Genomic DNA, 25151 nt, shown 5'->3' on the forward strand with positions numbered 1-25151 from the left:
TCGCCGGACGGGCTGAAGTGGGCCAGGGGCTTCAGCCCGTCCGGGGTCCGGGGCCTGCCCCGGTTTCGGGAAGGGACGGGTAGGGGAACAGCGCCGCAGGCAACCCCCATGCCGAAGGCCCGGCCCACCACATGGTGGGCCGGGCCTTCGGCGTAACTCGGGTCCGTCAGGACGTAGCCGGTGGGTACAACGAGCGCGGCAGCTGCGAAGCCGCCGCGTCGTCCAGCAGCCACAGGGTCCGGCTGCGCCCGTACGCGCCTGCCGCCGGCGCCTGAATCTCCCCGGCGCCCGACAGGGCGATCGCCGCGGCCTTCGCCTTGTCCTCGCCCGCGGCGAGAAGCCACACCTCACGCGCCGCACGGATCGCGGGCAGCGTGAGCGAGATCCGGGTCGGCGGCGGCTTGGGGGCGCCGTGGACGCCGACCACCGTGCGCTCCGTCTCCCGGACGGCGGGCAGCTCAGGGAACAGCGAAGCCACATGCGTGTCCGGGCCGACGCCCAGCATCAGGACGTCGAAGGACGGCACGGGGCCGTGGTCCTCCGGCCCAGCGGCGGCGGCCAGTTCGGCGGCGTACGCGGCAGCCGCGGCGTCCGCGTCATCGGCGTACGGACCGTCCGAAGCCGGCATCGCGTGCACCCGGGCAGGATCGAGCGGCACCGAGTCCAGCAGGGCCTCGCGGGCCTGCGTGACGTTGCGCTCCGGGTCACCGTCCGGCAGGAACCGCTCGTCGCCCCACCACAGGTCCAGGCGGCGCCAGTCGATCGCGTCCCGGGCCGGTGAGGAGGCCAGCGCGGCCAGCAGCCCGTTGCCGTTGCGTCCGCCCGTCAGCACCACCGACGCCGAACCGCGCGCGGCCTGGGCATCCACGATCTTCGTGATCAGCCGGGCCGCCGCGGCCTGCGCCATCAGCTCCTTGTCGTGATGCACGACAAGCTGAGGTGCACCACTCACTTCGACGCCGCTTTCTTGGCCGGAGCCTTCTTCGCTGCGGCAGCGGCGGGCTGCGCCTTCGCGTCGTCCGCCGTGGCACTCGCTTCCGCCTCCGCAACAGGCACCCGCGTCTGCTCCTCCGGCTCACCGAGCCGGTCGACGCCGAACTTCAGCGCGGTCGCGTACGTGTCGTCCGGGTCGAGCCTGCGCAGCTCCTCGGCGATCAGCTCGGCGGTCTCCCGCCGCTTGAGCGCCACCGCGCGGTTTGGCTGGCCATCGATGGACAGCGTCGCGAGCGAGCCGTCCGACCGGCCGAGCGAGATCGGTCCGAAGTCCGTCTCCATCCGCACGCCCGTCAGACCGGGCCCCGCGGACAGGGCGCGCTTGACCGGTACGGCCAGCCGCCCGGCCAGCCACATGGCGAGCAGCTCGACGCTCGGGTTGAACTCCTCGCCCTCCACCTCCACCGAGGTGACCTCGCACTGCACCTGGTCCAGCGCGGCCGCGAGCATCGAGCGCCACGGCGTGATGCGCGTCCAGGACAGGTCGGTGTCGCCCGGCGTGTAGGTGTCGGCGCGCGCCGACAGCTCCTGGATGGGGTGCTCGGCGGCATACGTGTCGGTGACGCGGCGCTGGGCCAGCGCACCGAGCGGGTCCTTCGCCGGGTCGAGCGGCGCGTTCACCGCCCACCACACGACGACCGGCGCGTCGGGCAGCAGCAGCGGCAGCACGACCGACTGGGCGTGGTTGATGACCTCGCCGTACAGCCGCAGGACGACCGTCTCACCGGTGCCCGCGTCCGCGCCCACCCGCACCTCGGCATCGAGGCGCGCCTTGGCGCGGTCGCGGGGCGAGCGCGAGACCCGCTTGATGACGACGAGGGTGCGCGAAGGGTGCTCGTGGGAGGCCTCGTTGGCCGCCTTGAGCGCGTCGTACGCGTTCTCCTCGTCGGTGACGATGACCAAGGTCAGCACCATGCCGACGGCGGGCGTGCCGATGGCACGGCGACCCTGGACCAGTGTCTTGTTGATCTTGCTGGCCGTGGTGTCCGTCAGATCGAATTTCATGGCCGACGCCAGCTCCGTCCGTCTCGTGCGAGCATTTCGTCCGCCTCGTCCGGGCCCCAGGTGCCGGCCACGTACTGCGCGGGCTTGCCGTGCTTGTCCCAGTACTCCTCGATCGGGTCGAGGATGCGCCAGGACTGCTCGACCTCTTCCAGACGCGGGAAGAGGTTGGAGTCGCCGAGCAGGACGTCGAGGATCAGGCGCTCGTACGCCTCGGGGCTGGACTCCGTGAAGGACTCGCCGTACGCGAAGTCCATCGAGACGTCCCGCACCTCCATGGAGGTGCCCGGCACCTTCGAGCCGAACCTGACCGTCACGCCCTCGTCCGGCTGCACGCGGATGACCAGGGCGTTCTGCCCCAACTCCTCCGTCGCCGTGCGGTCGAAGGGGGAGTGCGGGGCGCGCTGGAAAACCACCGCGATCTCGGTGACACGGCGGCCGAGGCGCTTGCCCGTACGGAGATAGAACGGCACACCCGCCCAGCGGCGGTTGTCGATCTCCAGCTTGACCGCGGCGTAGGTGTCGGTCGTCGACTTGGGGTCGATGCCCTCTTCCTGGAGATAGCCGACGGCCTTCTCGCCGCCCTGCCAGCCCGCCGCGTACTGGCCGCGCACGGTCTCCTGGCCCAGGTCCCTGGGGAGCCTGACGGCGCCCAGGACCTTGGTCTTCTCGGCGACCAGCGCGTCCGCCTCGAAGGAGGCGGGCTCCTCCATGGCGGTCAGCGCGAGCAGCTGCAGGAGGTGATTCTGGATGACGTCGCGAGCGGCGCCGATGCCGTCGTAGTAGCCGGCGCGGCCGCCGATGCCGATGTCCTCGGCCATCGTGATCTGGATGTGGTCGACGTACGACCGGTTCCAGAGGGGCTCGAACATCTGGTTGGCGAATCGCAGGGCCAGGATGTTCTGGACCGTCTCCTTGCCCAGGTAGTGGTCGATCCGGAAGACCTCGTGGGGCGGGAAGACCTCGTGCACGATCCGGTTGAGCTCCTGTGCGGAGGCCAGGTCGTGCCCGAAGGGCTTCTCGATGACGGCGCGCCGCCACGAACCTTCCTGCTGGTCGGCGAGCCCGTGCTTCTTGAGCTGCTTGACGACCTTGGGGAAGAACTTGGGCGGGACGGACAGGTAGAAGGCGAAGTTGCCGCCGGTCCCCTGCGCCTGGTCGAGCTCGGCGATCGTCGACTTGAGCGTCGCGAACGCCTTGTCGTCGTCGAAGTCGCCCTGGACGAACCGCATGCCCTGGATCAGCTGCTGCCAGACTTCCTCGCGGAAAGGCGTGCGTGCGTGTTCCTTGACGGCGTCGTGGACGACTTGGGCGAAGTCTTCGGTCTCCCAGTCGCGGCGTGCGAAGCCGATGAGCGAGAAGCCTGGCGGCAGCAGGCCGCGATTGGCCAGGTCGTAGACGGCGGGCATCAGCTTTTTGCGTGACAAATCGCCCGTGACGCCAAAAATGACCAGGCCGGACGGCCCCGCGATGCGCGGGAGCCGCCGGTCCTGAGCGTCACGGAGCGGGTTAGCTCCGCGTACAGCAGACAAGAGGGTCAGGCCTCCGAAGGGGAGAGGCGCTTGAGCTCCGCCTCGGTGGACTTGAGCAGGTCGTTCCAGGACGCCGCGAACTTCTCGACGCCTTCGTCCTCGAGGAGCCGCACGACATCGTCGTAGGCGATGCCGAGCTTCTCGATGGCGTCCAGATCGGTGCGCGACTGCCCGTAGGTACCGGCGATCGTGTTGCCCGTGATCTGGCCGTGGTCGGCAGTCGCGTCGAGCGTCGCCTCGGGCATGGTGTTCACCGTGCCGGGGGCGACCAGGTCATCGACGTACAGGGTGTCCTTGTACGACGGGTCCTTGACGCCGGTCGAGGCCCACAGCGGACGCTGCTTGTTGGCGTGGGCCTTGTCGAGCGCGGACCAGCGGTCGGACGAGAAGATCGCCTCGTACGCCTCGTACGCGAGACGGGCGTTGGCCAGCGCGGCCTTGCCCTTGAGGTCCTTGGCCTCGGCGGTGCCCAGGGCGTCCAGACGCTTGTCGATCTCGGTGTCCACCCGAGACACGAAGAACGACGCCACCGAGTGGATCTTCGCCAGGTCCAGGCCCGCGGCCTTCGCCTTCTCCAGACCCGCCAGGTAGGCGTCCATGACCTCGCGGTAGCGCTCCAGCGAGAAGATCAGCGTCACGTTGACGCTGATGCCGAGACCGATGGTCTCGGTGATCGCCGGGAGACCCGCCCTGGTGGCCGGGATCTTGATCAGGGTATTCGGCCGGTCCACCAGCCAGGCCAGCTGCCTGGCCTCGGCGGTCGTCGCCCTGGTGTTGTTCGCCAGGCGCGGGTCGACCTCGATGGAGACCCGGCCGTCCTGGCCGCCGGTCGCGTCGAAGACCGGCCGCAGGATGTCGGCGGCGTCGCGGACGTCGACCGTCGTGATCATGCGAATGGCTTCTTCGACGGTGACCTTGCGGGCGGCGAGGTCGGCGAGCTGCTGCTCGTAACCGTCGCCGGACGAGATCGCCTTCTGGAAGATCGACGGGTTGGTCGTGACGCCCACGACGTGCTGCTGGTCGATCAGCTCGGCGAGATTGCCGGACGTGATCCGCTTGCGCGAAAGGTCGTCAAGCCAGATCGCGACGCCTTCGTCGGAGAGGCGCTTGAGTGCGTCTGTCATGAGGTTTCCATCTCCTACTTGTCGTATACCGGCGTCAGCGCGCTGCGGCTTCGAGAGATTCCCGGGCGGCGGCGGCAACTGCGTCCGCGGTGAAGCCGAACTCGCGGAAGAGGACCTTGCCGTCGGCCGAAGCACCGAAGTGCTCCAGCGAGACAATGCGGCCCGCGTCACCGACGAAGCGGTGCCAGGTCAGACCGATCCCGGCCTCGACTGCCACCCGAGCCTTGACGGACGGCGGCAGTACCGAGTCCCGGTACGCCTGGTCCTGCTCCTCGAACCACTCGACCGAGGGCATCGAGACCACCCTGGTCGCGACACCCGCGGCCTGGAGCTGCTCGCGCGCCTCGACGGCGAGCCGCACCTCGGAGCCGGTGCCGATCAGGACGACCTGCGGCGTGCCGCCCTCGGCCTCGAACAGGACGTAACCGCCGCGCGCGGCGTCCTCGTTGGCGTCGTACGTCGGCACACCCTGACGGGTCAGCGCGAGCCCGTGCGGGGCGCCCTTGCCGAACTCCTTGGTGTAGCGCTTGAGGATCTCGCGCCAGGCGATCGCCGTCTCGTTGGCGTCGGCCGGGCGCACCACGTTCAGGCCCGGGATGGCGCGCAGCGTGGCCAGGTGCTCGACCGGCTGGTGCGTCGGACCGTCCTCGCCGAGGCCGACCGAGTCGTGTGTCCACACGTAGGTGACCGGCAGGTGCATCAGCGCCGAGAGCCGGACGGCGTTGCGCATGTAGTCGGAGAACACCAGGAAGGTGCCGCCGTAGATGCGGGTGTTGCCGTGCAGCGCGATGCCGTTCATGGCCGCGGCCATGGCGTGCTCGCGGATCCCGAAGTGGATGGTGCGCCCGTACGGGTCCGCGCCCGGCAGCGGGTTGCCCACCGGGAGGAACGACGAGTTCTTGTCGATCGTCGTGTTGTTCGAGCCGGCGAGGTCGGCGGAGCCGCCCCACAGCTCGGGCACGACCTCGCCCAGCGCCTGGAGCACCTTGCCGGAGGCGGCGCGGGTGGCGACACCCTTGCCGGTTTCGAAGACCGGGAGCTTCTCCTCCCAGCCGACGGGCAGCTCGCCCGCGGCGATGCGGTCGAACTCGGCGGCGCGCTCGGGGCTGGCGGTCCGCCAGGCGGCGAACGACTTCTCCCACCCGGCCTTGGCGTCACGGCCGCGGTCGAGGACCGCGCGGGTGTGCGCGATGACCTCGTCGGAGACCTCGAAGGACTTCTCGGGGTCGAAGCCCAGCACCTTCTTGGTCGCAGCGACCTCTTCGTCGCCGAGCGCCGAGCCGTGCGCGGCCTCGGTGTTCTGCGCGTGCGGGGCCGGCCAGGCGATGATCGAGCGGGCCGCGATGAACGACGGGCGGGTGGTCTCGGCCTTGGCCGCGAGCAGCGCCCTGTGCAGGCCGACCGGGTCGAGGTCGCCGTCGGGCAGCTGTGCTACGCGCTGGACGTGCCAACCGTACGCCTCGTACCGCGCCAGGGTGTCCTCGGAGACCGCGGCCTCCGTGTCGCCCTCGATCGAGATGTGGTTGTCGTCCCACAGCAGGACGAGATTGCCCAGCTTCTGGTGCCCGGCCAGCGAGGACGCCTCCGCGGAGATGCCCTCCTGGAGGCAGCCGTCACCGGCGATCGCCCAGATGGTGTGGTCGAACGGGGAGGTGCCCGCTGCGGCGTCCGGGTCGAACATGCCGCGCTCGTAGCGGGAGGCCATGGCCATGCCCACCGCGTTGGCGACCCCCTGGCCCAGTGGGCCGGTGGTGGTCTCCACACCGGTCGTGTGCCCGTACTCAGGGTGCCCCGGGGTCTTCGAGCCCCAGGTGCGGAACGCCTTGAGGTCGTCCAGCTCCAGGCCGTACCCGGCCAGGTAGAGCTGGATGTACAGCGTCAGGCTGGAGTGACCCGCGGACAGGACGAACCGGTCGCGTCCGGTCCATTCGGCGTCGGAAGGGTCGTGCCGCATCAGCTTCTGGAACAGCACATATGCGGCGGGGGCCAGGCTCATGGCCGTACCAGGGTGGCCGTTGCCGACCTTCTGTACGGAATCCATGGCCAGGACGCGGACGGTATCGACAGCCCGCTGGTCCAATTCGGTCCACTCGAGGTCTGTAGCGGTCGGCTTGGTGCTCACCCTGCGTCAGGGCTCCTCTCCACATGTCGAATCCCGGTGACTGGCAGCCGCACCGGGCGTTGTCGAGCCTACCCCCGTGGGAACACGCATCTTTTCGACTGCATGACTTCGAGAAAAACAGACACAGTCAGACTGCGGGGCGGTGCGCGAGCCCGCCTCCCGGCGGACGTATTTCCCTGCGCTGCCTCGGTACGTGGCTGTGCGACTCCCTGCTCAACACGACCCCACCCCCGCGAAGAGCGGCGTATGGGCAACGTCTACAGTGGCGTGGTACGCGCAAGCCTTTACCGGGCCTTCACGCCCGGAGCTTGCTGGATTTCTCTGTCAGGGGTGTGCGTGACGGCCGTCGAGTCCCGACCCGCAGGGGTCGTCTTGACTCCGAGCCCGGTAGGCCATCGGCCATTCGGAGCACGGGTCAAGGCGTTCGTGGCACTGACAAAGCCTCGGATCATCGAACTGCTGCTGATCACCACCGTCCCGGTGATGTTCCTGGCGGAGCAGGGTGTGCCCGACCTGTGGCTGGTCCTGGTGACCTGCCTCGGTGGTTATCTTTCCGCAGGCGGCGCAAATGCGCTGAACATGTACATCGACCGTGACATCGACGCGCTGATGGACCGCACGTCGCAGCGGCCCCTGGTCACCGGAATCGTGAGCCCGCGCGAATGCCTGGTCTTCGGCATCTCCCTCGCGGTGATCTCGACCCTCTGGTTCGGGCTGCTCGTCAACTGGCTGTCCGCGGCGCTCTCGCTGGCCGCGCTGGTGTTCTACGTCGTCGTCTACACGATGATCCTCAAGCGGCGCACCTCGCAGAACATCGTCTGGGGCGGCATCGCGGGCTGCCTGCCGGTCCTCATCGGCTGGTCCGCGGTCACCAACTCGATGTCCTGGGCCGCGATCATCCTCTTCCTCGTCATCTTCTTCTGGACGCCGCCGCACTACTGGCCGCTGTCGATGAAGGTCAAGGAGGACTACGCGCGCGTCGGCGTGCCGATGCTTCCCGTCGTTGCCTCCAATCAGGTGGTGGCCCGCCAGATCGTCGCTTACAGCTGGGTGATGGTGTTCGTCTCACTGCTGCTGACGCCGCTGGGCTACACGGGCTGGTTCTACACGGTGGTCGCGGTCGTGGCGGGCGCGTGGTGGCTCAAGGAGGCGCACGGGCTGCGGTCCCGCGCCAAGGCCGGGGTCACGGGCGCGAAGCTCAAGGAGATGCGGCTGTTCCACTGGTCCATCACCTACGTCTCGCTGCTCTTCGTCGCCGTGGCGGTCGACCCCTTCCTGCGCTAGCAGGGGTGTCCGGCCGGTACCCGTTGGCGCGGCAGCCGCACCCCACCCCTCGCCCATCGGGCTACTCGTCGGTAGCATCCTGTCTCATGGCAGACACGAAGCAGGCGACGAAGCAGGCAGAGCGCAAGGCGTCGAAGCTCGCCAAGGAGATCGGCGCCTTCGCCAAGCAGCACGGCGGGGCCGAGGGCCAGCTCGCGTACATCGGTCAGGTGGGCACCCGCATCGTGCTCGTCGGCGAGGACGGCGACTGGGGCGACCTGGTGGCGCCCGACCACGCCATCGCGCGGAGCGCCGCCGAGAAGGCCGGGATCACCCTCCACGAGTCCTTCGACGGCGCGTTCGCGGCCAAGGTGCGCACCGGACCGTACGAGTGGAGCCGCATGGCGGGCATCCAGATCGGCGGCCCGTCCAACGGGTAGCAACACCCAAGGCGGTTCACCCGTTAGAGCCTGTGGAAGGTACGTCCACCACGGGGAGCCCCGGATGATCGATACGCCTTCCCTGGTCGACCAGTACTGCCACGGAGTGCTCCGTACGGAGCTTGGCCTCTGGGCACCTTCGAGGCGCATCTGGGCAGGACCGCCGCGCCGCCCGCAGCCGGCACGACCTTCTTCGACACCCCGGCCGGCTTCGCGGTGCGCCGCTGGTGCCCGCCCCTGCGACTGCACGTCGGCGCCGCCGACCCGCAGTCGCGCATTGACCGTACGGACCCGATGCCGCTCACCGACTTCGTGGCCGCCACGGCCGGGCTCGGCACCGATCTGGTGCTGCTGCACGGCTACCCGTACCACCGGCACGCCGCGCACCTGGCGAGTGTCTTCCCGTATGTGTACGCCGACCTCGGCCCGGCCCTCGCGCACACGGGGGCACGGGTCGCCGCCGTCCTTGAGGAGATCCTGGAGCTCGCACCCTTCGGGAAGCTGCTCTTCGCCAGCGGCGCGAGCGCCCTGCCCGAGCCGCACGTGGTGGGCGCCCGGGTCTTCCGGGAGGCGCTGGAGCGGGTGCTGGGCTGCTGGGTCGGCGACGGGGCGTGGCTGCGGTCGGACGCCGAACGTGTCGCCGGGATGATCGCGGCGGGCAACGCCCGCCGCGTCTACGGCCCGGCCGCCGTCAGACGGAGGCTGACACCGACGAGTCGGACCGCGCGGGCAGCGACGCGGTGGCCACCGGCCGCTCGCGCAGGCTCAGGGCGACCCGCAGGACCGCGATCCACACCAGGCAGGAGCCGAGCATGTGGATGCCGACGAGGATCTCGGGCAGCTCGGTGAAGAACTGCACATAGCCGACGGCGCCCTGGGCGAGGAGCACGAGCAGCAGGTCACGCGCGCGCGCCTTGGTGTCCCTGGGCGCGTCGACGACGCGCAGGGCCAGCCACATGGCGAGCGCCAGCGCGCACACGACCCAGGCCGCGATCGCGTGCACATGCGCGGTGGTCGCCCAGTCGAACGGCATCCGCGGTACGTCGCTGCCGTCGCCCGCGTGCGGTCCCGAGCCGGTGACCACGGTGCCCGCCGCGATCAGTACGGCGGAGGTGGCGAGCAGGGCCCAGGACAGCTTGCGCACGGGTCCGGGGGCGCGGGGGCGCGGAGCGGTGTCGCCTTCGCGGGTGCGCTGCCAGGTGATCACGGCGACCGTGAGCAGCGAGGTGGCGGCGAGGAAGTGGCCCGCGACGGTCCACGGGTTGAGGCCCGCCATCACGGTGATGCCGCCGAGGACGGCGTTGAGCATGACGATCCAGAACTGGGCCCAGGCGAGCCGGGTCAGCCCGCGCCGCCAGGGCTTCGTCGCGCGCGCCGAGATGATCACCCAGCCGACCGCCGCCGAGAGCACGTACGTCAGCATGCGGTTGCCGAACTCGATCGCGCCGTGGATTCCCTCCTCGGGCGTCGCGAACAGGCTGTCGTCGGTGCACTTGGGCCAGGTGTCGCAGCCGAGGCCGGAGCTGGTCAGGCGTACGGCACCGCCGGTGACGACGATGAGCACGCTCATCACGACGGCGGCGAGCGCGGCGCGGCGCAGCGTACGGGGGGTGGGTGTCCAGCGCTGCGCGATGAAGGCGAGGGGGGTCAACACGGCAACCATCGTAGAGCGGTGCTTGTGCGGGAATTCACGAGGGGTCCGGGGGAGGCGTGTCCCCGGAGAAAGCGCGCTGCGAGTCCCTGGAGAACCCGGTGACTCGGTGCCAGGAGCGGGTGTTCTTTCCCGGAGGAGCGGGCATCCTCTCCCGCTACTCCCAGCGGAAGAAACGCGCCGCCGCGCCCAGGCCCAGCGCCGCCCACACCGCGAGGATTCCCAGGCCGCCCCACGGGGTGCCCGCGCCGTGCTGGAGCACGTCGCGCAGACCGTCCGACAGGGCGGAGATCGGCAGCAGCCCGAGAACCGACTGGGCGGCGTCCGGGAACTTGTCGAGCGGCACGATCACGCCGCCGCCCACCAGCAGCAGCAGGAAGACCAGGTTGGCGGCGGCCAGGGTCGCCTCCGCCTTGAGGGTGCCGGCCATCAGCAGCCCCAGACCGGAGAAGGCCGCCGTACCGAGGACCAGCAGCAGGAACACGGCGACCGGGCTGCCGTGCGGCGACCAGCCGAGGCCGAACGCGATCACCGTCAGCAGCACCACCTGGAGGACCTCGGTGACCAGCACTGACAGGGTCTTGGCGGTGAGCAGGGCCCAGCGCGGCAGCGGCGACGTACCCAGCCGCTTCAGCACGCCGTAGCGGCGCTCGAAGCCCGTCGCGATGGCCTGCCCGGTGAAGGCGGTGGACATGACGGCGAGCGCCAGGATGCCCGGCGCCAGGAAGTCGACGGCCTTGCCCGCTCCGGTGTCGATGATGTCCACCGACGAGAACAGCACAAGGAGCAGCGCCGGGATGATCACGGTGAGCAACAGCTGCTCGCCGTTGCGCAGCAGCATCTTCGTTTCGAGCACGGCCTGCGCCGCGATCATCGTGGGCAGCGGAGCCGCGCCCGGCTTCGGAGTGTAGGTGCCGCTGCTCATGAACGCAGATCCTTACCGGTCAGCTCGAGGAAAACGTCCTCCAGGGTGCGCCGCTCGACGGCGATGCCCTCGGGCATCACGCCGTGCTGCGCGCACCAGGAGGTGACGGTGGCCAGCAGCTGCGGGTCGATCTTGCCGGTGATCCGGTAGGTGCCCGGGGTCAGCTCGACGGCCAGGGTGTCCACGGGGAGCGCTTTGAGCAGCGACACGACGTCGAGACCCGGGCGGCCGGTGAAGCGCAGGGTGTTCTCCGCGCCGCCGCGGCACAGCTCGTCGGGGCTGCCCTGGGCGATGGCCCGGCCCGCGTCGATGATCACGACGTCGTCGGCGAGTTGCTCGGCCTCGTCCATGAAGTGCGTGGTCAGTACGGCGCTCACCCCGTCGGCGCGCAGCTCGCGCAGCAGGTCCCAGGTCGAGCGGCGGGCCTGCGGGTCGAGGCCCGCGGTCGGCTCGTCCAGGAAGACCAGCTCGGGGCGGCCGACGACGGCCATCGCCAGCGCGAGGCGCTGCTGCTGGCCGCCGGAGAGCCGCCGGTACGTCGTACGGCCGCAGTCGCCGAGCCCCAAACGCTCGATCAGCGCATCCACACCGAGCGGATGTGCGTGCAGCTTGGCCATGTGGCGGAGCATCTCGCCGGCCCTGGCCCCCGTGTACACGCCGCCGGACTGGAGCATCACGCCGATCCGCGGGCGCAGCTTCGCCGCGTCGGCGACCGGATCGAGGCCCAGGACACGCACGGTGCCCGCGTCCGGTCTGCGGTAGCCCTCGCAGGTTTCCACTGTGGTGGTCTTTCCGGCGCCGTTCGGGCCGAGGACGGCGGTGACGGTGCCCGCGCCGACCTCGAGATCGAGGCCGTCCACGGCGGTCCTGGTTCCGTACCGCTTGACCAGGCCGCGGACCTGGACGACGGGCTCGCTTCGCATGCTGGCGAGTGTAGGCAGGGGGGCCGGACAGCCGGGCCGCGGGGCCCGGCAGCAGGGAGATTAGGTGACCCTAAGTGATCGAGGCCACCGCCATCTGCTCACGGCTCCGCTTGTCGGACGCTGGGGAATTACGCAACAATGGTGTTGTGAAATACATTGGCGAGGCTCCGCAGGAGGAACTCGCGACAGGTGAGCGGTCGACCCGCAACCGTGTCGCGCGCTCCATCCTGGACCACGGCCCCTCGACCGTGTCCGATCTGGCCAAGCGCCTCGGCCTCACTCAGGCCGCGGTCCGGCGCCACCTCGACACCCTCGTCTCCGACGATGTGGTCGAGCCCCGTGAGCAGCGCGTCTACGGCGCACGTACCCGTGGCCGCCCCGCGAAGGTGTTCGCACTGACCGACTGCGGCCGGGATGCCTTCGACCAGTCCTACGACACGCTGGCAGCCGACGCCCTGCACTGGATCGCGCAGGCCGGCGGCGGCGGCGAGCAGGGGGAGGCGGCCGTCACGGCGTTCGCCCGTGCCCGCTTCGCCGCGCAGGCCGAGACGTACCGGGAGGCCGTCGAGGTCGCTCCGCCCGAAGCACGCACCGAGGCGCTCGCGAAGGCCTTGAGCGCGGACGGGTACGCTGCCATGGCGCGAATCGCGCCGAACGGGCAGGGCGAGCAGCTGTGCCAGCACCACTGCCCTGTCGCCCATGTCGCGGAGAAGTTCCCACAGCTGTGCGAGGCGGAGACGGAGATCTTCTCCAGCCTGCTCGGGACCCACGTCCAGCGACTGGCCACCATCGCCCACGGCGACGGGGTGTGCACGACGTACATCCCGCACAGCACCACGCGGCACAGCACCGCACAGACGACCCACTCAGCATCCGCAAGCACTGCCGGGAGGAACCCCGCATGACTCTCCCCACGGAGACTGCCCACCCCGAACTTGAGGGCCTGGGTACGTACGAATTCGGCTGGGCCGATTCCGACGCGGCAGGCGCCACGGCGAAGCGCGGCTTGTCCGAGGCTGTCGTCCGCGACATCTCGGAGAAGAAGAACGAGCCGGAGTGGATGCTGAAGCTGCGGCTCAAGGGCCTCAAGCTGTTCGGCAAGAAGCCCATGCCGAACTGGGGCTCCGACCTGTCGGGCATCGACTTCGACAACATCAAGTACTTCGTGCGGTCCACCGAGAAGCAGGCACAGTCCTGGGAGGACCTGCCGGAGGACATCAAGAACACGTACGACCGGCTCGGCATCCCGGAGGCGGAGAAGCAGCGCCTCGTCGCGGGTGTCGCCGCGCAGTACGAGTCCGAGGTGGTCTACCACCAGATCAACGAGGAGCTCGAAGCGCAGGGTGTCATCTTCATGGACACCGACACCGCGCTGAAGGAGCACCCGGAGCTCTTCCAGGAGTACTTCGGCACGATCATCCCGGTCGGCGACAACAAGTTCGCGTCGCTGAACTCGGCCGTGTGGTCCGGCGGCTCGTTCATCTACGTGCCCAAGGGCGTCCACGTCGAGATCCCGCTCCAGGCCTACTTCCGTATCAACACGGAGAACATGGGCCAGTTCGAGCGGACGCTGATCATCGTCGACGAGGACGCGTACGTCCACTACGTCGAGGGCTGCACCGCCCCGATCTACTCCTCGGACTCGCTGCACAGCGCCGTGGTCGAGATCATCGTGAAGAAGGGCGGCCGCTGCCGCTACACGACCATCCAGAACTGGTCGAACAACGTCTACAACCTGGTCACCAAGCGCGCCGTGGCGTACGAGGGCGCGACCATGGAGTGGGTCGACGGCAACATCGGCTCCAAGGTCACCATGAAGTACCCGGCCGTCTACCTGATGGGCGAGCACGCCAAGGGCGAGACCCTGTCCATCGCCTTCGCGGGCGAGGGCCAGCACCAGGACGCCGGCGCGAAGATGGTGCACATGGCGCCGAACACCTCCTCGAACATCGTCTCCAAGTCGGTGGCGCGAGGCGGCGGCCGTACCTCGTACCGCGGTCTGATCGAGATCGGCGAGGGCGCTCCGGGCTCGAAGTCCAACGTGCTCTGTGACGCGCTGCTCGTCGACACGATCTCCCGCTCCGACACGTACCCGTACGTGGACGTCCGCGAGGACGACGTGTCCATGGGCCACGAGGCGACCGTCTCCAAGGTCTCCGAGGACCAGCTCTTCTACCTGATGAGCCGCGGCATGACCGAGTTCGAAGCCATGGCGATGATCGTCCGTGGCTTCGTGGAGCCGATCGCCAAGGAGCTCCCCATGGAGTACGCCCTGGAGCTCAACCGGCTGATCGAGCTGCAGATGGAGGGCTCGGTCGGCTGACGCCGGACCGACCGTTCCCGTTCAGCAGCGACTGAATTCGCACCTAGGAAGAGAGCACAACGACAGCCATGGCTGAGGCTCAGAACATTCCGGCCGGCTCCACGACCGCCGGGTCCATCGCGGTGGCCGCGGAGTCCACCGTCGCCACGCGCATGAGCGCCCCGCCGTCCTTCGAGGTGGCGGACTTCCCGGTGCCCCACGGCCGCGAGGAGGAGTGGCGCTTCACGCCGCTTGAGCGGCTGCGCGGTCTGCACGACGGGACCGCCGAAGCAGGCGGTGTCCTCACGGTCGAGGTGAACGCGCCCGAGGGCGTCGTCGTCGAGACGGTGGACCGCGGCGACAAGCGGCTCGGCAAGGCCGGTACGCCGGTTGACCGGGTCGCCGCCCAGGCGTACAGCTCCTTCGAGAAGGCCTCGGTCGTCTCGGTGCCCAAGGAGATGGTGCTCAGCGAGCCGATCAGGATCGCCGTGCACGGCGAGGGCGGCACCGCCTACGGCCACCAGGTCGTGGAGCTCGGCGCCTTCGCCGAGGCCGTCGTCGTCATCGACCACACCGGTGACGCCGTGCTCGCCGCCAACGTCGACTTCGTCGTCGGCGACGGCGCGAAGCTGACCGTCGTGTCCGTCCAGGACTGGGACGACAAGGCCGTGCACGTCGCGCAGCACAACGCGCTGATCGGCCGGGACGCCTCGTTCAAGTCGGTCGTGGTGACCTTCGGCGGCAATCTGGTGCGGCTGCACCCCCGCATCACGTACGCGGGCACCGGCGGCGAGGCAGAGCTCTTCGGCCTGTACTTCACCGACCACGGCCAGCACCAGGAGCACCGCCTCCTGGTCACCCACAACGTGCCGCACTGCAAGTCCAACGCCGTGTACAAGGGTGCGCTGCAGGGCGACGGCGCCCACGCCGTGTGGATCGGTGACGTCCTCATCGAGGCCGCCGCCGAGGGCACTGACACGTACGAGATGAACCGCAACCTCGTTCTCACGGACGGCGCGCGGGTCGACTCCGTGCCGAACCTGGAGATCGAGACCGGCGAGATCGTCGGAGCGGGCCACGCCTCGGCGACCGGCCGTTTCGACGACGAGCAGCTCTTCTACCTCATGTCGCGCGGCATCCCCGCCGACGAGGCCCGCCGCCTCGTCGTCCGCGGTTTCTTCGCCGAGCTCGTCCAGCAGATCGGTCTGCCGGATGTGGAGGAGCGCCTCCTCGCCAAGATCGACGCGGAGCTGGAGGCATCCGTCTGATGGCCTTCGTCAAAGCCTGTGCGCTGAGCGAGCTGGAGGAGGACACCCCGAAGCGGGTGGAACTCGACGGCACGCCGGTGTCCGTCGTGCACACCGAGGGGGAGGTGTTCGCGATCAACGACATCTGCTCGCACGCGAACGTGTCCCTCTCGGAGGGCGAGGTCGAGGACTGCATGATCGAGTGCTGGTTGCACGGCTCGAGCTTCGACCTCCGCACCGGCAAGCCGTCCGGCCTTCCCGCGACGCGCCCCGTCCCCGTTTACCCCGTAAAGATCGAAGGGGACGATGTGCTCGTCTCCGTCACACAGGAGTCCTGAGACAGCCATGGCAACGCTTGAAATCCGTGACCTGCACGTATCCGTCGAGGCCGACCACGCCACGAAGGAGATCCTCAAGGGCGTCGACCTGACGGTCAAGCAGGGTGAGACCCACGCCATCATGGGGCCCAACGGCTCCGGCAAGTCCACCCTCGCTTACTCGATCGCGGGCCACCCCAAGTACACGATCACCAGCGGCACGGTGACCCTCGACGGCGAAGACGTCCTGGAGATGACCGTCGACGAGCGCGCCCGCGCCGGTCTTTTCCTGGCGATGCAGTACCCCGTCGAGATCCCCGGCGTCTCGGTCTCCAACTTCCTGCGCACGTCGGCGACGGCGATGCGCGGCGAGGCCCCCAAGCTGCGCACCTGGGTGAAGGAGGTCAAGACCGCGATGGAGACCCTCCAGATGGACCCGGCCTTCTCCGAGCGCAACGTCAACGAGGGCTTCTCCGGCGGCGAGAAGAAGCGCCACGAGATCCTCCAGCTGGAGCTCCTCAAGCCGAAGATCGCGATCCTCGACGAGACGGACTCCGGTCTGGACGTCGACGCGCTGCGCCAGGTCTCCGACGGCGTCAACCGCGTCCGCGCGTCCGGTGAGGTCGGCACGCTGCTGATCACCCACTACACGCGCATCCTGCGCTACATCAAGCCCGACTTCGTGCACGTGTTCGCGAACGGCCGCATCGCCGAGTCCGGCGGCGCCGAGCTCGCCGACAAGCTCGAGGCCGAGGGCTACGAGGCATACACGAAGGGTGGCGCGACCGCGTGACACAGTTGCCCGGCCTCCTCGACACCGAGGCGATCCGCAAGGACTTCCCCCTTCTGGATCGTGTGGTCCACGACGGGAAGAAGATCGTTTACCTGGACAACGCGGCGACTTCGCAGAAGCCGCGCCAGGTCCTCGACGCGCTGAACGAGTACTACGAGCAGCACAACGCGAACGTCCACCGTGGCGTGCATGTGCTGGCCGAGGAGGCCACGGCGCTGTACGAGGGCGCTCGCGACAAGGTCGCCGCCTTCATCAACGCGCCGAGCCGCGACGAGGTGATCTTCACCAAGAACGCCTCGGAGTCGCTCAACCTCGTGGCCAACATGTTGGCCTGGGCCGACGAGCCGTATCGCGTCGACAACGAGACCGAAATCGTCATCACGGAGATGGAGCACCACTCCAACATCGTGCCGTGGCAGCTGCTCTCGCAGCGCACGGGCGCGCAGCTGAAGTGGTTCGGCATCACCGACGACGGCCGTCTCGACCTGTCGAACATCAACGAGATCATCACCGAGAAGACGAAGATCGTCTCCTTCACGCTGGTCTCCAACATCATGGGCACGATCAACCCGGTCGAGGCGATCATCCGCCGGGCGCAGCAGGTCGGCGCCCTTGTCTGCATCGACGCCTCGCAGGCCGCGCCGCACATGGTGCTCGACGTGCAGGCGCTGCAGGCCGACTTCGTGGCCTTCACCGGGCACAAGATGGTCGGCCCGACCGGCATCGGTGTGCTGTGGGGACGCCAGGAGCTCCTGGAGGACCTGCCGCCGTTCCTCGGCGGCGGCGAGATGATCGAGACCGTGTCGATGCACTCGTCGACCTACGCGCCGGCCCCGCACAAGTTTGAGGCGGGTACGCCCCCGATCGCCCAGGCCGTCGGCCTCGGTGCGGCCGTGGACTACCTCTCCGCGATCGGCATGGACAAGATCGCCGCCCATGAACACGCGATCACCGAGTACGCCATGGAGCGACTGCGGAACGTCCCGGACCTGCGGTTCATTGGCCCGACGACGGCCGAGAACCGCGGCGCGACGATCTCCTTCACGCTCGGTGACATTCACCCGCACGACGTGGGCCAGGTCCTCGACGAGCAGGGCATCGCGGTCCGGGTCGGACACCACTGCGCACGGCCGGTCTGCCTGCGGTACGGAATTCCTGCGACCACGCGGGCGTCGTTCTATCTGTACTCCACGCCGGCCGAGGTCGATGCCCTGGTCGACGGCCTGGAGCACGTACGGAACTTCTTCGGTTAGGGCTGGGGATCGTGAAGCTGGATTCGATGTACCAGGAAGTCATCCTGGACCACTACAAGCATCCGCACGGGCGCGGTCTCAGAGACGGCGACGCCGAGGTGCACCATGTGAACCCGACGTGCGGCGACGAGATCACGCTCCGCGTGAAGTACGACGGCGACACCATCACGGACATCAGTTACGAGGGCCAGGGCTGCTCCATCAGTCAGGCCAGCGCGTCCGTGCTCAATGAGCTGCTGGTCGGCAAGGAGCTGGCCGAGGCGCAGAACATCCAGGCGAACTTCCTGGAGCTGATGCAGTCCAAGGGCAAGCTGGAGCCCGACGACGCGATGGAAGAGGTGCTGGAGGACGCGGTCGCGTTCGCCGGTGTCTCGAAGTACCCGGCGCGAGTGAAGTGTGCTCTGCTGAGCTGGATGGCATGGAAGGACGCGACGGCCCAGGCACTGGGCGACGGCGCCGAGAGGAAGACCGCATGAGCGAGAACGCAGTGACACCCGTCGAGACCGCGGGCCTGACGACCAAGCCGGCCTCCGAGGAGGAGGTCCGCGAGGCGCTGTACGACGTGGTCGACCCCGAGCTGGGCATCGACGTCGTCAACCTGGGCCTCATCTACGGCGTCCACGTCGACGATTCGAACGTCGCCACCATCGACATGACGCTGACGTCCGCGGCCTGCCCGCTGACCGACGTCATCGAGGACCAGGCGAAGTCGGCGACCGAGGGCATCGTCAACGAGCTGAAGATCAACTGGGTCTGGATGCCGCCGTGGGGCCCGGACAAGATCACGGACGACGGTCGCGAGCAGCTGCGCGCGCTCGGCTTCAACGTCTGAGTTCGTTTTTTCGACGTCTGAGTTCGATCACCGGGGCCTACGGCCCCGACAGCGATGCCCGCCGGTCCTCATGACCGGCGGGCATCGCTGTTCGCGTCGGGGTCCCGCTCAGTGGCCGGCGGGCGGCGGGGGCACCGCGGCGCTCTCGGCGAGAACCGGCGCCAGGTTCTCCTTGCGGATGCGCTGGTCGACGTAGAGCAGGCCGGTCACCAGCTGGGGGAAGGTGGTGGCGAAGATCTGGCTGACCATCACGCCCAGCATGATGAACACCATGTAGGTGCCCACAGCGACGAGGATCTGCGCAGGACCGGGCTCCGAACCCATGTCCGACATGGTGGGGAGCATCGACAGCACGCCGATCATGGTGAACGGGATCTGGATGATGTAGCCTGCGATCATGGCCATGAACCCGGCCAGCGTCGTGATGCCGAAGATCCGCCACCAGGAGCCGCGCACCAGCTCGATCGAGCGGCGTAGTGCGGCCACGGGGCGCTGGGACTCGAAGACCACCGCGGCCGGGGCCAGGCTGAACAGCACCCAGGCCCAGGTGACCAGCGGGATCGTCGCGAGGAAGCCCACGAAGCCCACCGCGGCCCAGACACCCGAGGCGACGTCCGACTCCATGGGGGTCAGGCTGACGAGCAGCGAGACATAGCCGAGCAGGAAGAGGCCTGCGGCGACCGCCACGGCGAGCCACGGCAGCAGCATCGCGCCGATCACTGCGGGCACCCGGGGCCAGGCACGGCGCCACACCGCGCCGATGGTCGTACGACGGCCGAGAACCGCTTCCTGGAGCACCGCGGGACACGCGGCCTGGATCGTCGCGGTGGCGACCACCATGGCCAGGATGGCGACGAGCCATACCGCGCCGAAGGCGATCCCCAGTGACCAGCCGGTCTCGGAGGTGAAGTCGTCGTTGTTCGCGGAGGAGTCGAAGACCAGGTCCAGATCGTTCTTGACCGCGGATATCGCCACCGCCAGCGCCGCGCCCGATACCAGGAGGGCGGCGCCGTACATCAGCACGGCTATGCCGAACAGTTGCTTCCAGTAACGGCCCATGGTGGTGAAGCTGCCGCCCAGGATGTCGCTGAGGGCGAGCGGGCCCAGCGGGATCACGCCGGGCTTGGGCGGCGGCGGGGGCGCCCAGCCGGGCCAGCCGGGCGGCGGCGGCCCGGCGTACGGGCCACCGTGGTGCGGGCCGCCGCCCTGCGGACCGCCACCGGGATACGGGCCGCTGTTCTGCGGCCCGGCGTCGTGCGGCCCCCCGTGGGGCGGCCCGTTCGGTCCTGAATCCTGCGTCACTGCTGCTCACTCCGTCGTGTTTCATGCCTGACCAGGCGGTACACCGTAGCGGGTGGGCGCCGGGCGCGGAACGGAGACTGTGGCTGCGCAGACATTCTGCTCATGGACGTGCGGGCCTAGGTTTGTGGACCAACAGCCTTACGACCTCGGGGGCAACGTCACCGTCGGCGGCCGCGGGGTCAGCCGGCGGATCAGCGTCCGCGCACGAGGCGTGGGCTACTGCGATCTCACGCTGCGGGTCACGGGGCTCGGCGGGCGGATGTCCGCGACGACGCTGCACTACGCGGGATCCGGCGTTGTCCAGCACGCCTCCGACACCCGCTACTTCACGCACGCGTGCGACGCCTCGGCCGCGGTCGATGTCGGCGGCGGCCATGTCGTCGTCGCCGACGACGAGACGAACGTGCTGCGCCTGTACGGGCGAGGGGAGTCCGGGCTGGGCGGGCTGAGCATCCGCGACCTGCGCAAGAATTCCGCCGACCAGTTCCTGATCGTGGCCGGCTCCTACGCGGCCGACGACAACACCGACCCGTACGCCCTCTACTCCTGGGACGGCATCGCGGACCACGCCCCGGTCCGGGTCATGGACCTGCCGACGAGTGATCCGGGCGGCTGGGAGTGCGTCGTGCACGTGCCGGACCTCGAAGTGCCGGGCGCCCGCGTGCAGTTGATCACGGACAGTGGCTCGACGGACTGGTACGGCGACGGCACGGAGGCCAAGGACCTGCCTCATCCCGAGCTGAAGAAAACGCGGGCGGTCTGGTTCGCCGTGACGGAGCGAGCGGGACGGAGCTGCTTTGTGTACGGGCGTACGCAACGATGTGTACACTCGTACGCATGCCTTATGCACTGCTGGCCGCGGCCATCGCGGCGGAAGTGGCCGGGACCACGGCCATGAAGTACAGCGGGGGCTTCAGTAAGCTGTGGCCCTCGCTCGGAACGGTCGCGGGCTATCTGCTCGCCTTCACCCTCCTCGCCCAGACCCTCAAGACGATGCCCGTCGGCACCGCCTACGCGATCTGGGCCGGCGTCGGCACGGCCGCCGTCGCCGCCATCGGCATGTTCTTCCTGGGCGAGTCGGCGAACGCGGTCAAGCTGGCGGGCATCGCCCTGGTCATCGGCGGTGTCGTCCTGCTCAACGCCGGGGGCGCGCGCTGATGGCCCGCCGATACGACCCCGAGCGCCGCCAGCGCATCATCGACGCCGCGATCCGGCTGGTGGGCAGCAAGGGTATCGCGGGCCTGAGCCACCGGTCCGCCGCCGCCGAGGCCGATGTGCCGCTCGGCTCGACGACGTACCACTTCAAGACCCTCGACGAACTGATGGTCGCCGCACTGCGCCAGGCCAACGAGGGCTTCGCCAAGGCGGTCAGCGCCCGCGGCGCGTTCGACGACCCCGGGGTCGATGTCGCGGCCGAACTCGCCGCGCTGCTCGGGGAGTGGCTCTCCGGGGACCAAACCGGTGTGGAACTGGAGTACGAGCTCTATCTGGCCGCGCTGCGCCGGCCCGCGCTGCGTCCGGTCGCCGCCGAGTGGTGCGAGGGGGTGGCCGAAGTGCTGGCCCGGCGCACCGATCCGGTGACCGCCCGTGCGCTGGTCGCACTGATGGACGGGATCTGCCTCCAGGTGCTGCTGACCGGCGCCAGGTACGACGAGGCCTACGCCCGCGAGATGCTCGCCCGGCTGATTCCGCGCCCGGCATCCGGGACCGGTTCGCCTCCGCGTACCCCTCCCGGTTAGCGTTCGGCCATGACCGATTCGACTGCTACTCGCACCACCGGCGCCGTCGCCGCCGGACTCGCCACCCTCACCGAAGACGGCACCGTCCTCGACACCTGGTTCCCGGCGCCCGAGCTCGTCGCCGAGCCCGGCCCCGCGGGCACCACACGGCTCTCCGCCGAGCGGGCCGCGGAGCTGCTCGGCCAGGCCGCGCCCAAGGCTCTCGGTCCCGACGCCCGCCGGGGCGTCGAGGTCGTCGCCGTCCGTACGGTCATTGCCTCGCTCGACGACAAGCCGCTGGACGCGCACGACGCGTACCTGCGCCTGCACCTCCTCTCGCACCGCCTGGTGCTGCCGCACGGCCAGAACCTGGACGGCGTCTTCGGGCTCCTCGCCAACGTCGCCTGGACCTCGCTGGGCCCGGTCGCCGTCGACGACGTCGAGAAGGTCCGACTGAACGCCCGCGCCGAGGGGCTGCACCTCCAGGTCACCTCGATCGACAAGTTCCCCCGGATGACGGACTACGTCGCCCCCAAGGGCGTCCGGATCGCCGACGCGGACCGGGTCCGCCTCGGCGCGCACCTCGCCGCCGGCACCACGGTGATGCACGAGGGCTTCGTCAACTTCAACGCCGGCACGCTCGGCACCTCCATGGTCGAGGGCCGCATCTCCGCCGGAGTCATCGTCGGCGACGGCTCCGACATCGGCGGCGGCGCGTCCACCATGGGCACCCTCTCCGGCGGCGGCAAGGAGCGCATCACCATCGGTGAGCGCTGCCTGATCGGCGCCGAGGCGGGCGTCGGCATCGCCCTCGGTGACGAGTGCGTCGTCGAGGCGGGTCTCTACGTGACGGCGGGCACCCGCATCACGCTGCCCGACGGCCAGATCGTCAAGGCGCGCGAGCTGTCCGGCGCGAGCAACATCCTCTTCCGCCGCAACTCGGTGTCCGGCACGGTCGAGGCCCGGCCCAACAACGCGGTCTGGGGCGGGCTCAACGACGTCCTGCACAGCCACAACTAGCCACACTGCGCGCAACTTCCGCGGCCCGCACCGGTGTTGCTCCGGTGCGGGCCGCAGTCGTTGTCGGTCGTCCCGGCGGTCCCGGCCCCCGGGGGCAGTGGTCTGGAATGATTACCCAGGCGAAACCGCGGGCCGCACATGGGGGAGCAGCTGTCATGGACATACGAGGAGCCGGGCGCCCGGCCGCACTGTTGCTCGCCGGAGTGCTTGCCCTGACGGGGTGCGGCAGTCTCGTGGTGCCCGACGGTGAGGGCGAACCGTCGCCGACCCCCACCCCCGGCGGGAAGGCGCGGAAGTTCCCGCTGGAGGACGAGATGCGGATCCTGGACGAGTTCACCGTGACCGCCTGGCACACCGCGCCGTAGCGGTCAGCGGGCGCCGGTCACGGGCGGAAGCGCAGCACCTGCGGGTCGTGGTCGCTGTTCTGGTCGGCGAACTCCGCGTTGATGTGCACGCTGTCGTAGGCGAAGTCGTCGATCGACGGGCTGGTCAGGATCTGGTCGAGCACCTGGCTGTTGCCCTGGTAGACGTAGCTGTAACGCTCGGACTTCGGCAGTGACTTGACGGCGGGGTACAGCGCCCCGCCGTCCGTGAGCGCCTTCGTCGTCGCGGAGAACTCGAAGTCGTTGATGTCGCCCAGGACCAGGACATCGGCGTCGCGCTGGGCCTTGAGGATGTCCTTGACGAAGGCGTTGACCGACTTCGCCTGCTCAAGACGCTTGACCTCCGAGCCCCGCACCGGCGGCTGGTGGTGCGAGACCAGACTCTCGTCACCGCCCTTGGAACCGAAGTGGTTGGCGATCAGGAAGACCGTACGGCCGCGGAAGGTGAACTCACCGGCGAGCGGCTTGCGGCTGTTGTTCCACGCGGCGTTCGCCGGGTCGATACGGCCGGGGGAGAGCGTCAGGGCCGCGCGGCCCTTCTCCCGTACGACACCGGTCGGCGTCACCGCGTCGCCGCCCGGGCGTGCGGTGAAGGAGACCCGCTCGGGGTTGAAGAGGAAGACCTGGCGGATGTTGCCGCCGGGCTCCCCGCCGTCCTTCTTGTCGACCGGGTCGATGCTCCGCCACTCGTACGCCGGACCGCCCGCCGCCGTGATCGCCGTGATGAACTTCCGCAGCGTCTCGTCGGCGGCCACTGTGCCGTCGTTCTTCGCGCCGTTGTTGTCCTGGATCTCCTCCAGGGCGAGGATGTCGGGGGAGGCCAGGTTGTCGACGACCGCCGCGGCGAGGGCGTCGAACTTCTCCCTCGGGTCGCTCGGGTCGAGGTTCTCGACGTTGTACGTCGCCACCGCCAGCTCACCGCCGCGCTGCTCCCGGGTCGCCTCGCGCACCTGGCCGAAGTCGGTGACCGTGCCGAGCGTGCGGGCCGTCAGGGTGTAGCCGCCGAACTGGTTGAAGTCCAGTGGCCCTTCGGTCCTGCCGGAGAGCACGTCACCCACATCGGCCTTCGGGAAAGGCTGCTGGGCGACCGGGGCGAGCTGCTGGATCTGGATCCGGCCGGTGTTCTGTGCGGAGTACGAGCCGTAGACCACCCCGCCGCGCCGGCTCGCGTTCTCGTGCGGCTTCACCGAGATCCACAGCTCGTTGTACGCGTCGGTCGCGCCGACCACTCGCGAGCTGCCGACGCGGACATTGCTGCCCTCCAGCGACTCGTAGAAGTCCAGGGCGTACTTGCGGGGCCGCAGCGGCAGCGCGTTGATGCTGCCGCCCGCCGCCGGGTCGCCGTCCGGGGCGTACGCCGAAGGGACGGACTTCGAGGAGAGGGCGACCGGCGCGGGCACCGCGTTGCCGGACGACGTCACGGACACCGTGGGCTTCGCGATCTGGGTGAGCGACTGATTGCCGGAGGTGGCTCCGCCCGGAACGTACTCGCCGACCGTGCCCGACACATTCACCGCGTCACCCACGGCGACCGTCGGCGCGGAGCTGGTGAAGACGAAGATGCCCTCGCTGGTGGCGGCGGAGCGGTCGGCCCGCGGGTCCTGGAACCAGAAGCCCTTCGAGCCGTACGTCCGCACCCCCGTGACGATCCCGGTGACGTCGGTGACCTGCTGTCCCACGAGCGGGGATATCCGGGTGCTGCCCTGGATGTCGTGGATCCGCGTCCCGTCGGCGGCGCCGGACGCGGAGGCCGATGACGAGGCCGCGAGCAGGCCTCCTGCCAACGCGGCGGCGACCACGGCCGCGACGGCGGCGGACCTGGGGAGGGAGGAACGGGCAGTCATCACGAGACTCCGGGAGGGTGTGAGTGAGTGCGAGAAGGGTGGACGAACAAGGGTCTACGCGCGTCAATCTCTTGTGTCGGCCCAGGTGTTGTCAAGGGTCGTCGGGTGTACGGCTCACGGCCGGTAGATGAACCAGGTGGCATGGGGGCAAATACGTCTACGCTG

At 69.3% G+C, this 25151-nt stretch carries 25 protein-coding genes and 1 pseudogene; 16 read left to right on the top strand and 10 right to left on the bottom strand.

Features of this window, described 5'->3' with window-relative positions; all coding sequences use genetic code 11:
• Window positions 1–166: 166 nt before the first annotated feature.
• Genes pgl through tkt form a run of 5 tightly spaced genes read right to left on the bottom strand, consistent with a single transcriptional unit; the run spans window position 167 to window position 6773 of the window.
• On the bottom strand, window positions 167–952 hold the full coding sequence (gene pgl, locus QMK30_RS08895) for a 6-phosphogluconolactonase (RefSeq protein WP_283516645.1): 786 nt from the start codon (window positions 950–952) through the stop codon (window positions 167–169).
• Window positions 949–1998 (bottom strand): glucose-6-phosphate dehydrogenase assembly protein OpcA, encoded by a 1050-nt coding sequence (gene opcA / locus QMK30_RS08900; protein WP_283516646.1) that lies wholly within the window; start codon window positions 1996–1998, stop codon window positions 949–951. Before opcA ends, pgl begins: the two co-directional genes overlap by 4 nt.
• Window positions 1995–3527, bottom strand: coding sequence for a glucose-6-phosphate dehydrogenase (gene zwf / locus QMK30_RS08905; protein WP_283516647.1), 1533 nt, complete (start codon window positions 3525–3527; stop codon window positions 1995–1997). Before zwf ends, opcA begins: the two co-directional genes overlap by 4 nt.
• 5 nt (window positions 3528–3532) lie before the next feature.
• The gene (tal, locus tag QMK30_RS08910; protein ID WP_283516648.1) at window positions 3533–4651 is read right to left on the bottom strand and encodes a transaldolase; all 1119 of its coding nucleotides are present in this window, start codon (window positions 4649–4651) and stop codon (window positions 3533–3535) included.
• A 34-nt stretch (window positions 4652–4685) separates the two neighbouring features.
• Window positions 4686–6773, bottom strand: a complete 2088-nt coding sequence (tkt, locus tag QMK30_RS08915; RefSeq protein ID WP_283516649.1) for a transketolase — start codon at window positions 6771–6773, stop codon at window positions 4686–4688.
• Window positions 6774–7103: 330 nt separating this feature from the next.
• Between tkt and QMK30_RS08920 the strand changes: the two genes are divergently transcribed.
• The 3 genes and pseudogenes from QMK30_RS08920 to QMK30_RS08930 form a co-directional block, all read left to right on the top strand.
• On the top strand, window positions 7104–8057 hold the full coding sequence (locus tag QMK30_RS08920) for a heme o synthase (RefSeq protein WP_283516650.1): 954 nt from the start codon (window positions 7104–7106) through the stop codon (window positions 8055–8057).
• An 86-nt stretch (window positions 8058–8143) separates the two neighbouring features.
• Window positions 8144–8476 (top strand): hypothetical protein, encoded by a 333-nt coding sequence (locus QMK30_RS08925; protein WP_283516651.1) that lies wholly within the window; start codon window positions 8144–8146, stop codon window positions 8474–8476.
• 64 nt (window positions 8477–8540) lie between these two features.
• Window positions 8541–9157: pseudogene (locus QMK30_RS08930) on the top strand (amidohydrolase family protein); the annotation flags it as partial.
• Between the two features lie 10 nt (window positions 9158–9167).
• Here QMK30_RS08930 and QMK30_RS08935 read toward each other — a convergent pair.
• The 3 genes from QMK30_RS08935 to QMK30_RS08945 form a co-directional block, all read right to left on the bottom strand.
• Window positions 9168–10139, bottom strand: a complete 972-nt coding sequence (locus tag QMK30_RS08935) for a COX15/CtaA family protein (protein ID WP_283516652.1) — start codon at window positions 10137–10139, stop codon at window positions 9168–9170.
• 145 nt (window positions 10140–10284) lie between these two features.
• Window positions 10285–11052 carry an ABC transporter permease gene (locus QMK30_RS08940; RefSeq protein ID WP_283516653.1) on the bottom strand — a complete coding sequence of 256 codons (768 nt, stop codon included), beginning with the start codon at window positions 11050–11052 and terminating at the stop codon, window positions 10285–10287.
• Window positions 11049–11975 carry an ABC transporter ATP-binding protein gene (locus QMK30_RS08945; RefSeq protein ID WP_283516654.1) on the bottom strand — a complete coding sequence of 309 codons (927 nt, stop codon included), beginning with the start codon at window positions 11973–11975 and terminating at the stop codon, window positions 11049–11051. The genes QMK30_RS08940 and QMK30_RS08945 overlap by 4 nt, the downstream gene beginning before the upstream one ends.
• Window positions 11976–12121: 146 nt before the next feature.
• Between QMK30_RS08945 and QMK30_RS08950 the strand changes: the two genes are divergently transcribed.
• From QMK30_RS08950 to QMK30_RS08985, 8 genes are all read left to right on the top strand, one after another.
• Window positions 12122–12880: a helix-turn-helix transcriptional regulator gene (locus QMK30_RS08950; RefSeq protein ID WP_283516655.1), complete on the top strand. Its 759-nt coding sequence runs from the start codon at window positions 12122–12124 to the stop codon at window positions 12878–12880.
• Entirely contained in the window at window positions 12877–14298 is a 1422-nt protein-coding gene (sufB, locus tag QMK30_RS08955) for a Fe-S cluster assembly protein SufB (RefSeq protein WP_283516656.1), read from the top strand. Before QMK30_RS08950 ends, sufB begins: the two co-directional genes overlap by 4 nt.
• Window positions 14299–14366: 68 nt before the next feature.
• Window positions 14367–15545, top strand: a complete 1179-nt coding sequence (gene sufD / locus QMK30_RS08960; RefSeq protein WP_283516657.1) for a Fe-S cluster assembly protein SufD — start codon at window positions 14367–14369, stop codon at window positions 15543–15545.
• Window positions 15545–15862, top strand: coding sequence for a bifunctional 3-phenylpropionate/cinnamic acid dioxygenase ferredoxin subunit (locus QMK30_RS08965; protein WP_283516658.1), 318 nt, complete (start codon window positions 15545–15547; stop codon window positions 15860–15862). Before sufD ends, QMK30_RS08965 begins: the two co-directional genes overlap by 1 nt.
• Before the next feature lie 7 nt (window positions 15863–15869).
• On the top strand, window positions 15870–16634 hold the full coding sequence (gene sufC, locus QMK30_RS08970) for a Fe-S cluster assembly ATPase SufC (protein WP_283516659.1): 765 nt from the start codon (window positions 15870–15872) through the stop codon (window positions 16632–16634).
• Entirely contained in the window at window positions 16631–17887 is a 1257-nt protein-coding gene (locus QMK30_RS08975) for a cysteine desulfurase (protein ID WP_283516660.1), read from the top strand. The genes sufC and QMK30_RS08975 overlap by 4 nt, the downstream gene beginning before the upstream one ends.
• An 11-nt stretch (window positions 17888–17898) precedes the next feature.
• Window positions 17899–18363 carry a Fe-S cluster assembly sulfur transfer protein SufU gene (gene sufU, locus QMK30_RS08980; RefSeq protein WP_283516661.1) on the top strand — a complete coding sequence of 155 codons (465 nt, stop codon included), beginning with the start codon at window positions 17899–17901 and terminating at the stop codon, window positions 18361–18363.
• Window positions 18360–18719 carry a metal-sulfur cluster assembly factor gene (locus QMK30_RS08985; protein WP_283516662.1) on the top strand — a complete coding sequence of 120 codons (360 nt, stop codon included), beginning with the start codon at window positions 18360–18362 and terminating at the stop codon, window positions 18717–18719. The genes sufU and QMK30_RS08985 overlap by 4 nt, the downstream gene beginning before the upstream one ends.
• Window positions 18720–18827: 108 nt before the next feature.
• On the opposite strand, the gene QMK30_RS08990 is transcribed toward QMK30_RS08985, so the two are convergent.
• On the bottom strand, window positions 18828–20021 hold the full coding sequence (locus QMK30_RS08990; protein ID WP_283516663.1) for a DUF7847 domain-containing protein: 1194 nt from the start codon (window positions 20019–20021) through the stop codon (window positions 18828–18830).
• Window positions 20022–20145: 124 nt separating this feature from the next.
• Between QMK30_RS08990 and QMK30_RS08995 the strand changes: the two genes are divergently transcribed.
• The 5 genes from QMK30_RS08995 to QMK30_RS09015 all read left to right on the top strand — a co-directional run bounded on the left by QMK30_RS08995 (window position 20146) and on the right by QMK30_RS09015 (window position 23124).
• Window positions 20146–20919, top strand: a complete 774-nt coding sequence (locus QMK30_RS08995; protein ID WP_349362055.1) for a hypothetical protein — start codon at window positions 20146–20148, stop codon at window positions 20917–20919.
• On the top strand, window positions 20859–21179 hold the full coding sequence (locus tag QMK30_RS09000; protein WP_283516664.1) for a DMT family transporter: 321 nt from the start codon (window positions 20859–20861) through the stop codon (window positions 21177–21179). The genes QMK30_RS08995 and QMK30_RS09000 overlap by 61 nt, the downstream gene beginning before the upstream one ends.
• Entirely contained in the window at window positions 21179–21760 is a 582-nt protein-coding gene (locus tag QMK30_RS09005) for a TetR/AcrR family transcriptional regulator (protein WP_283516665.1), read from the top strand. Before QMK30_RS09000 ends, QMK30_RS09005 begins: the two co-directional genes overlap by 1 nt.
• Before the next feature lie 9 nt (window positions 21761–21769).
• On the top strand, window positions 21770–22759 hold the full coding sequence (gene dapD, locus QMK30_RS09010) for a 2,3,4,5-tetrahydropyridine-2,6-dicarboxylate N-succinyltransferase (RefSeq protein ID WP_283516666.1): 990 nt from the start codon (window positions 21770–21772) through the stop codon (window positions 22757–22759).
• Between the two features lie 155 nt (window positions 22760–22914).
• Entirely contained in the window at window positions 22915–23124 is a 210-nt protein-coding gene (locus tag QMK30_RS09015; RefSeq protein ID WP_283516667.1) for a hypothetical protein, read from the top strand.
• A gap of 17 nt (window positions 23125–23141) precedes the next feature.
• Here the strand turns inward: QMK30_RS09015 and QMK30_RS09020 are convergent, their stop codons facing one another.
• Window positions 23142–24986, bottom strand: a complete 1845-nt coding sequence (locus QMK30_RS09020) for a DUF8508 domain-containing protein (protein ID WP_283516668.1) — start codon at window positions 24984–24986, stop codon at window positions 23142–23144.
• Between the last annotated feature and the right edge of the window lie 165 nt (window positions 24987–25151).

It is taken from the genome of Streptomyces sp. H27-C3, assembly GCF_030063415.1.
In the GTDB taxonomy this organism is placed as follows: domain Bacteria; phylum Actinomycetota; class Actinomycetes; order Streptomycetales; family Streptomycetaceae; genus Streptomyces.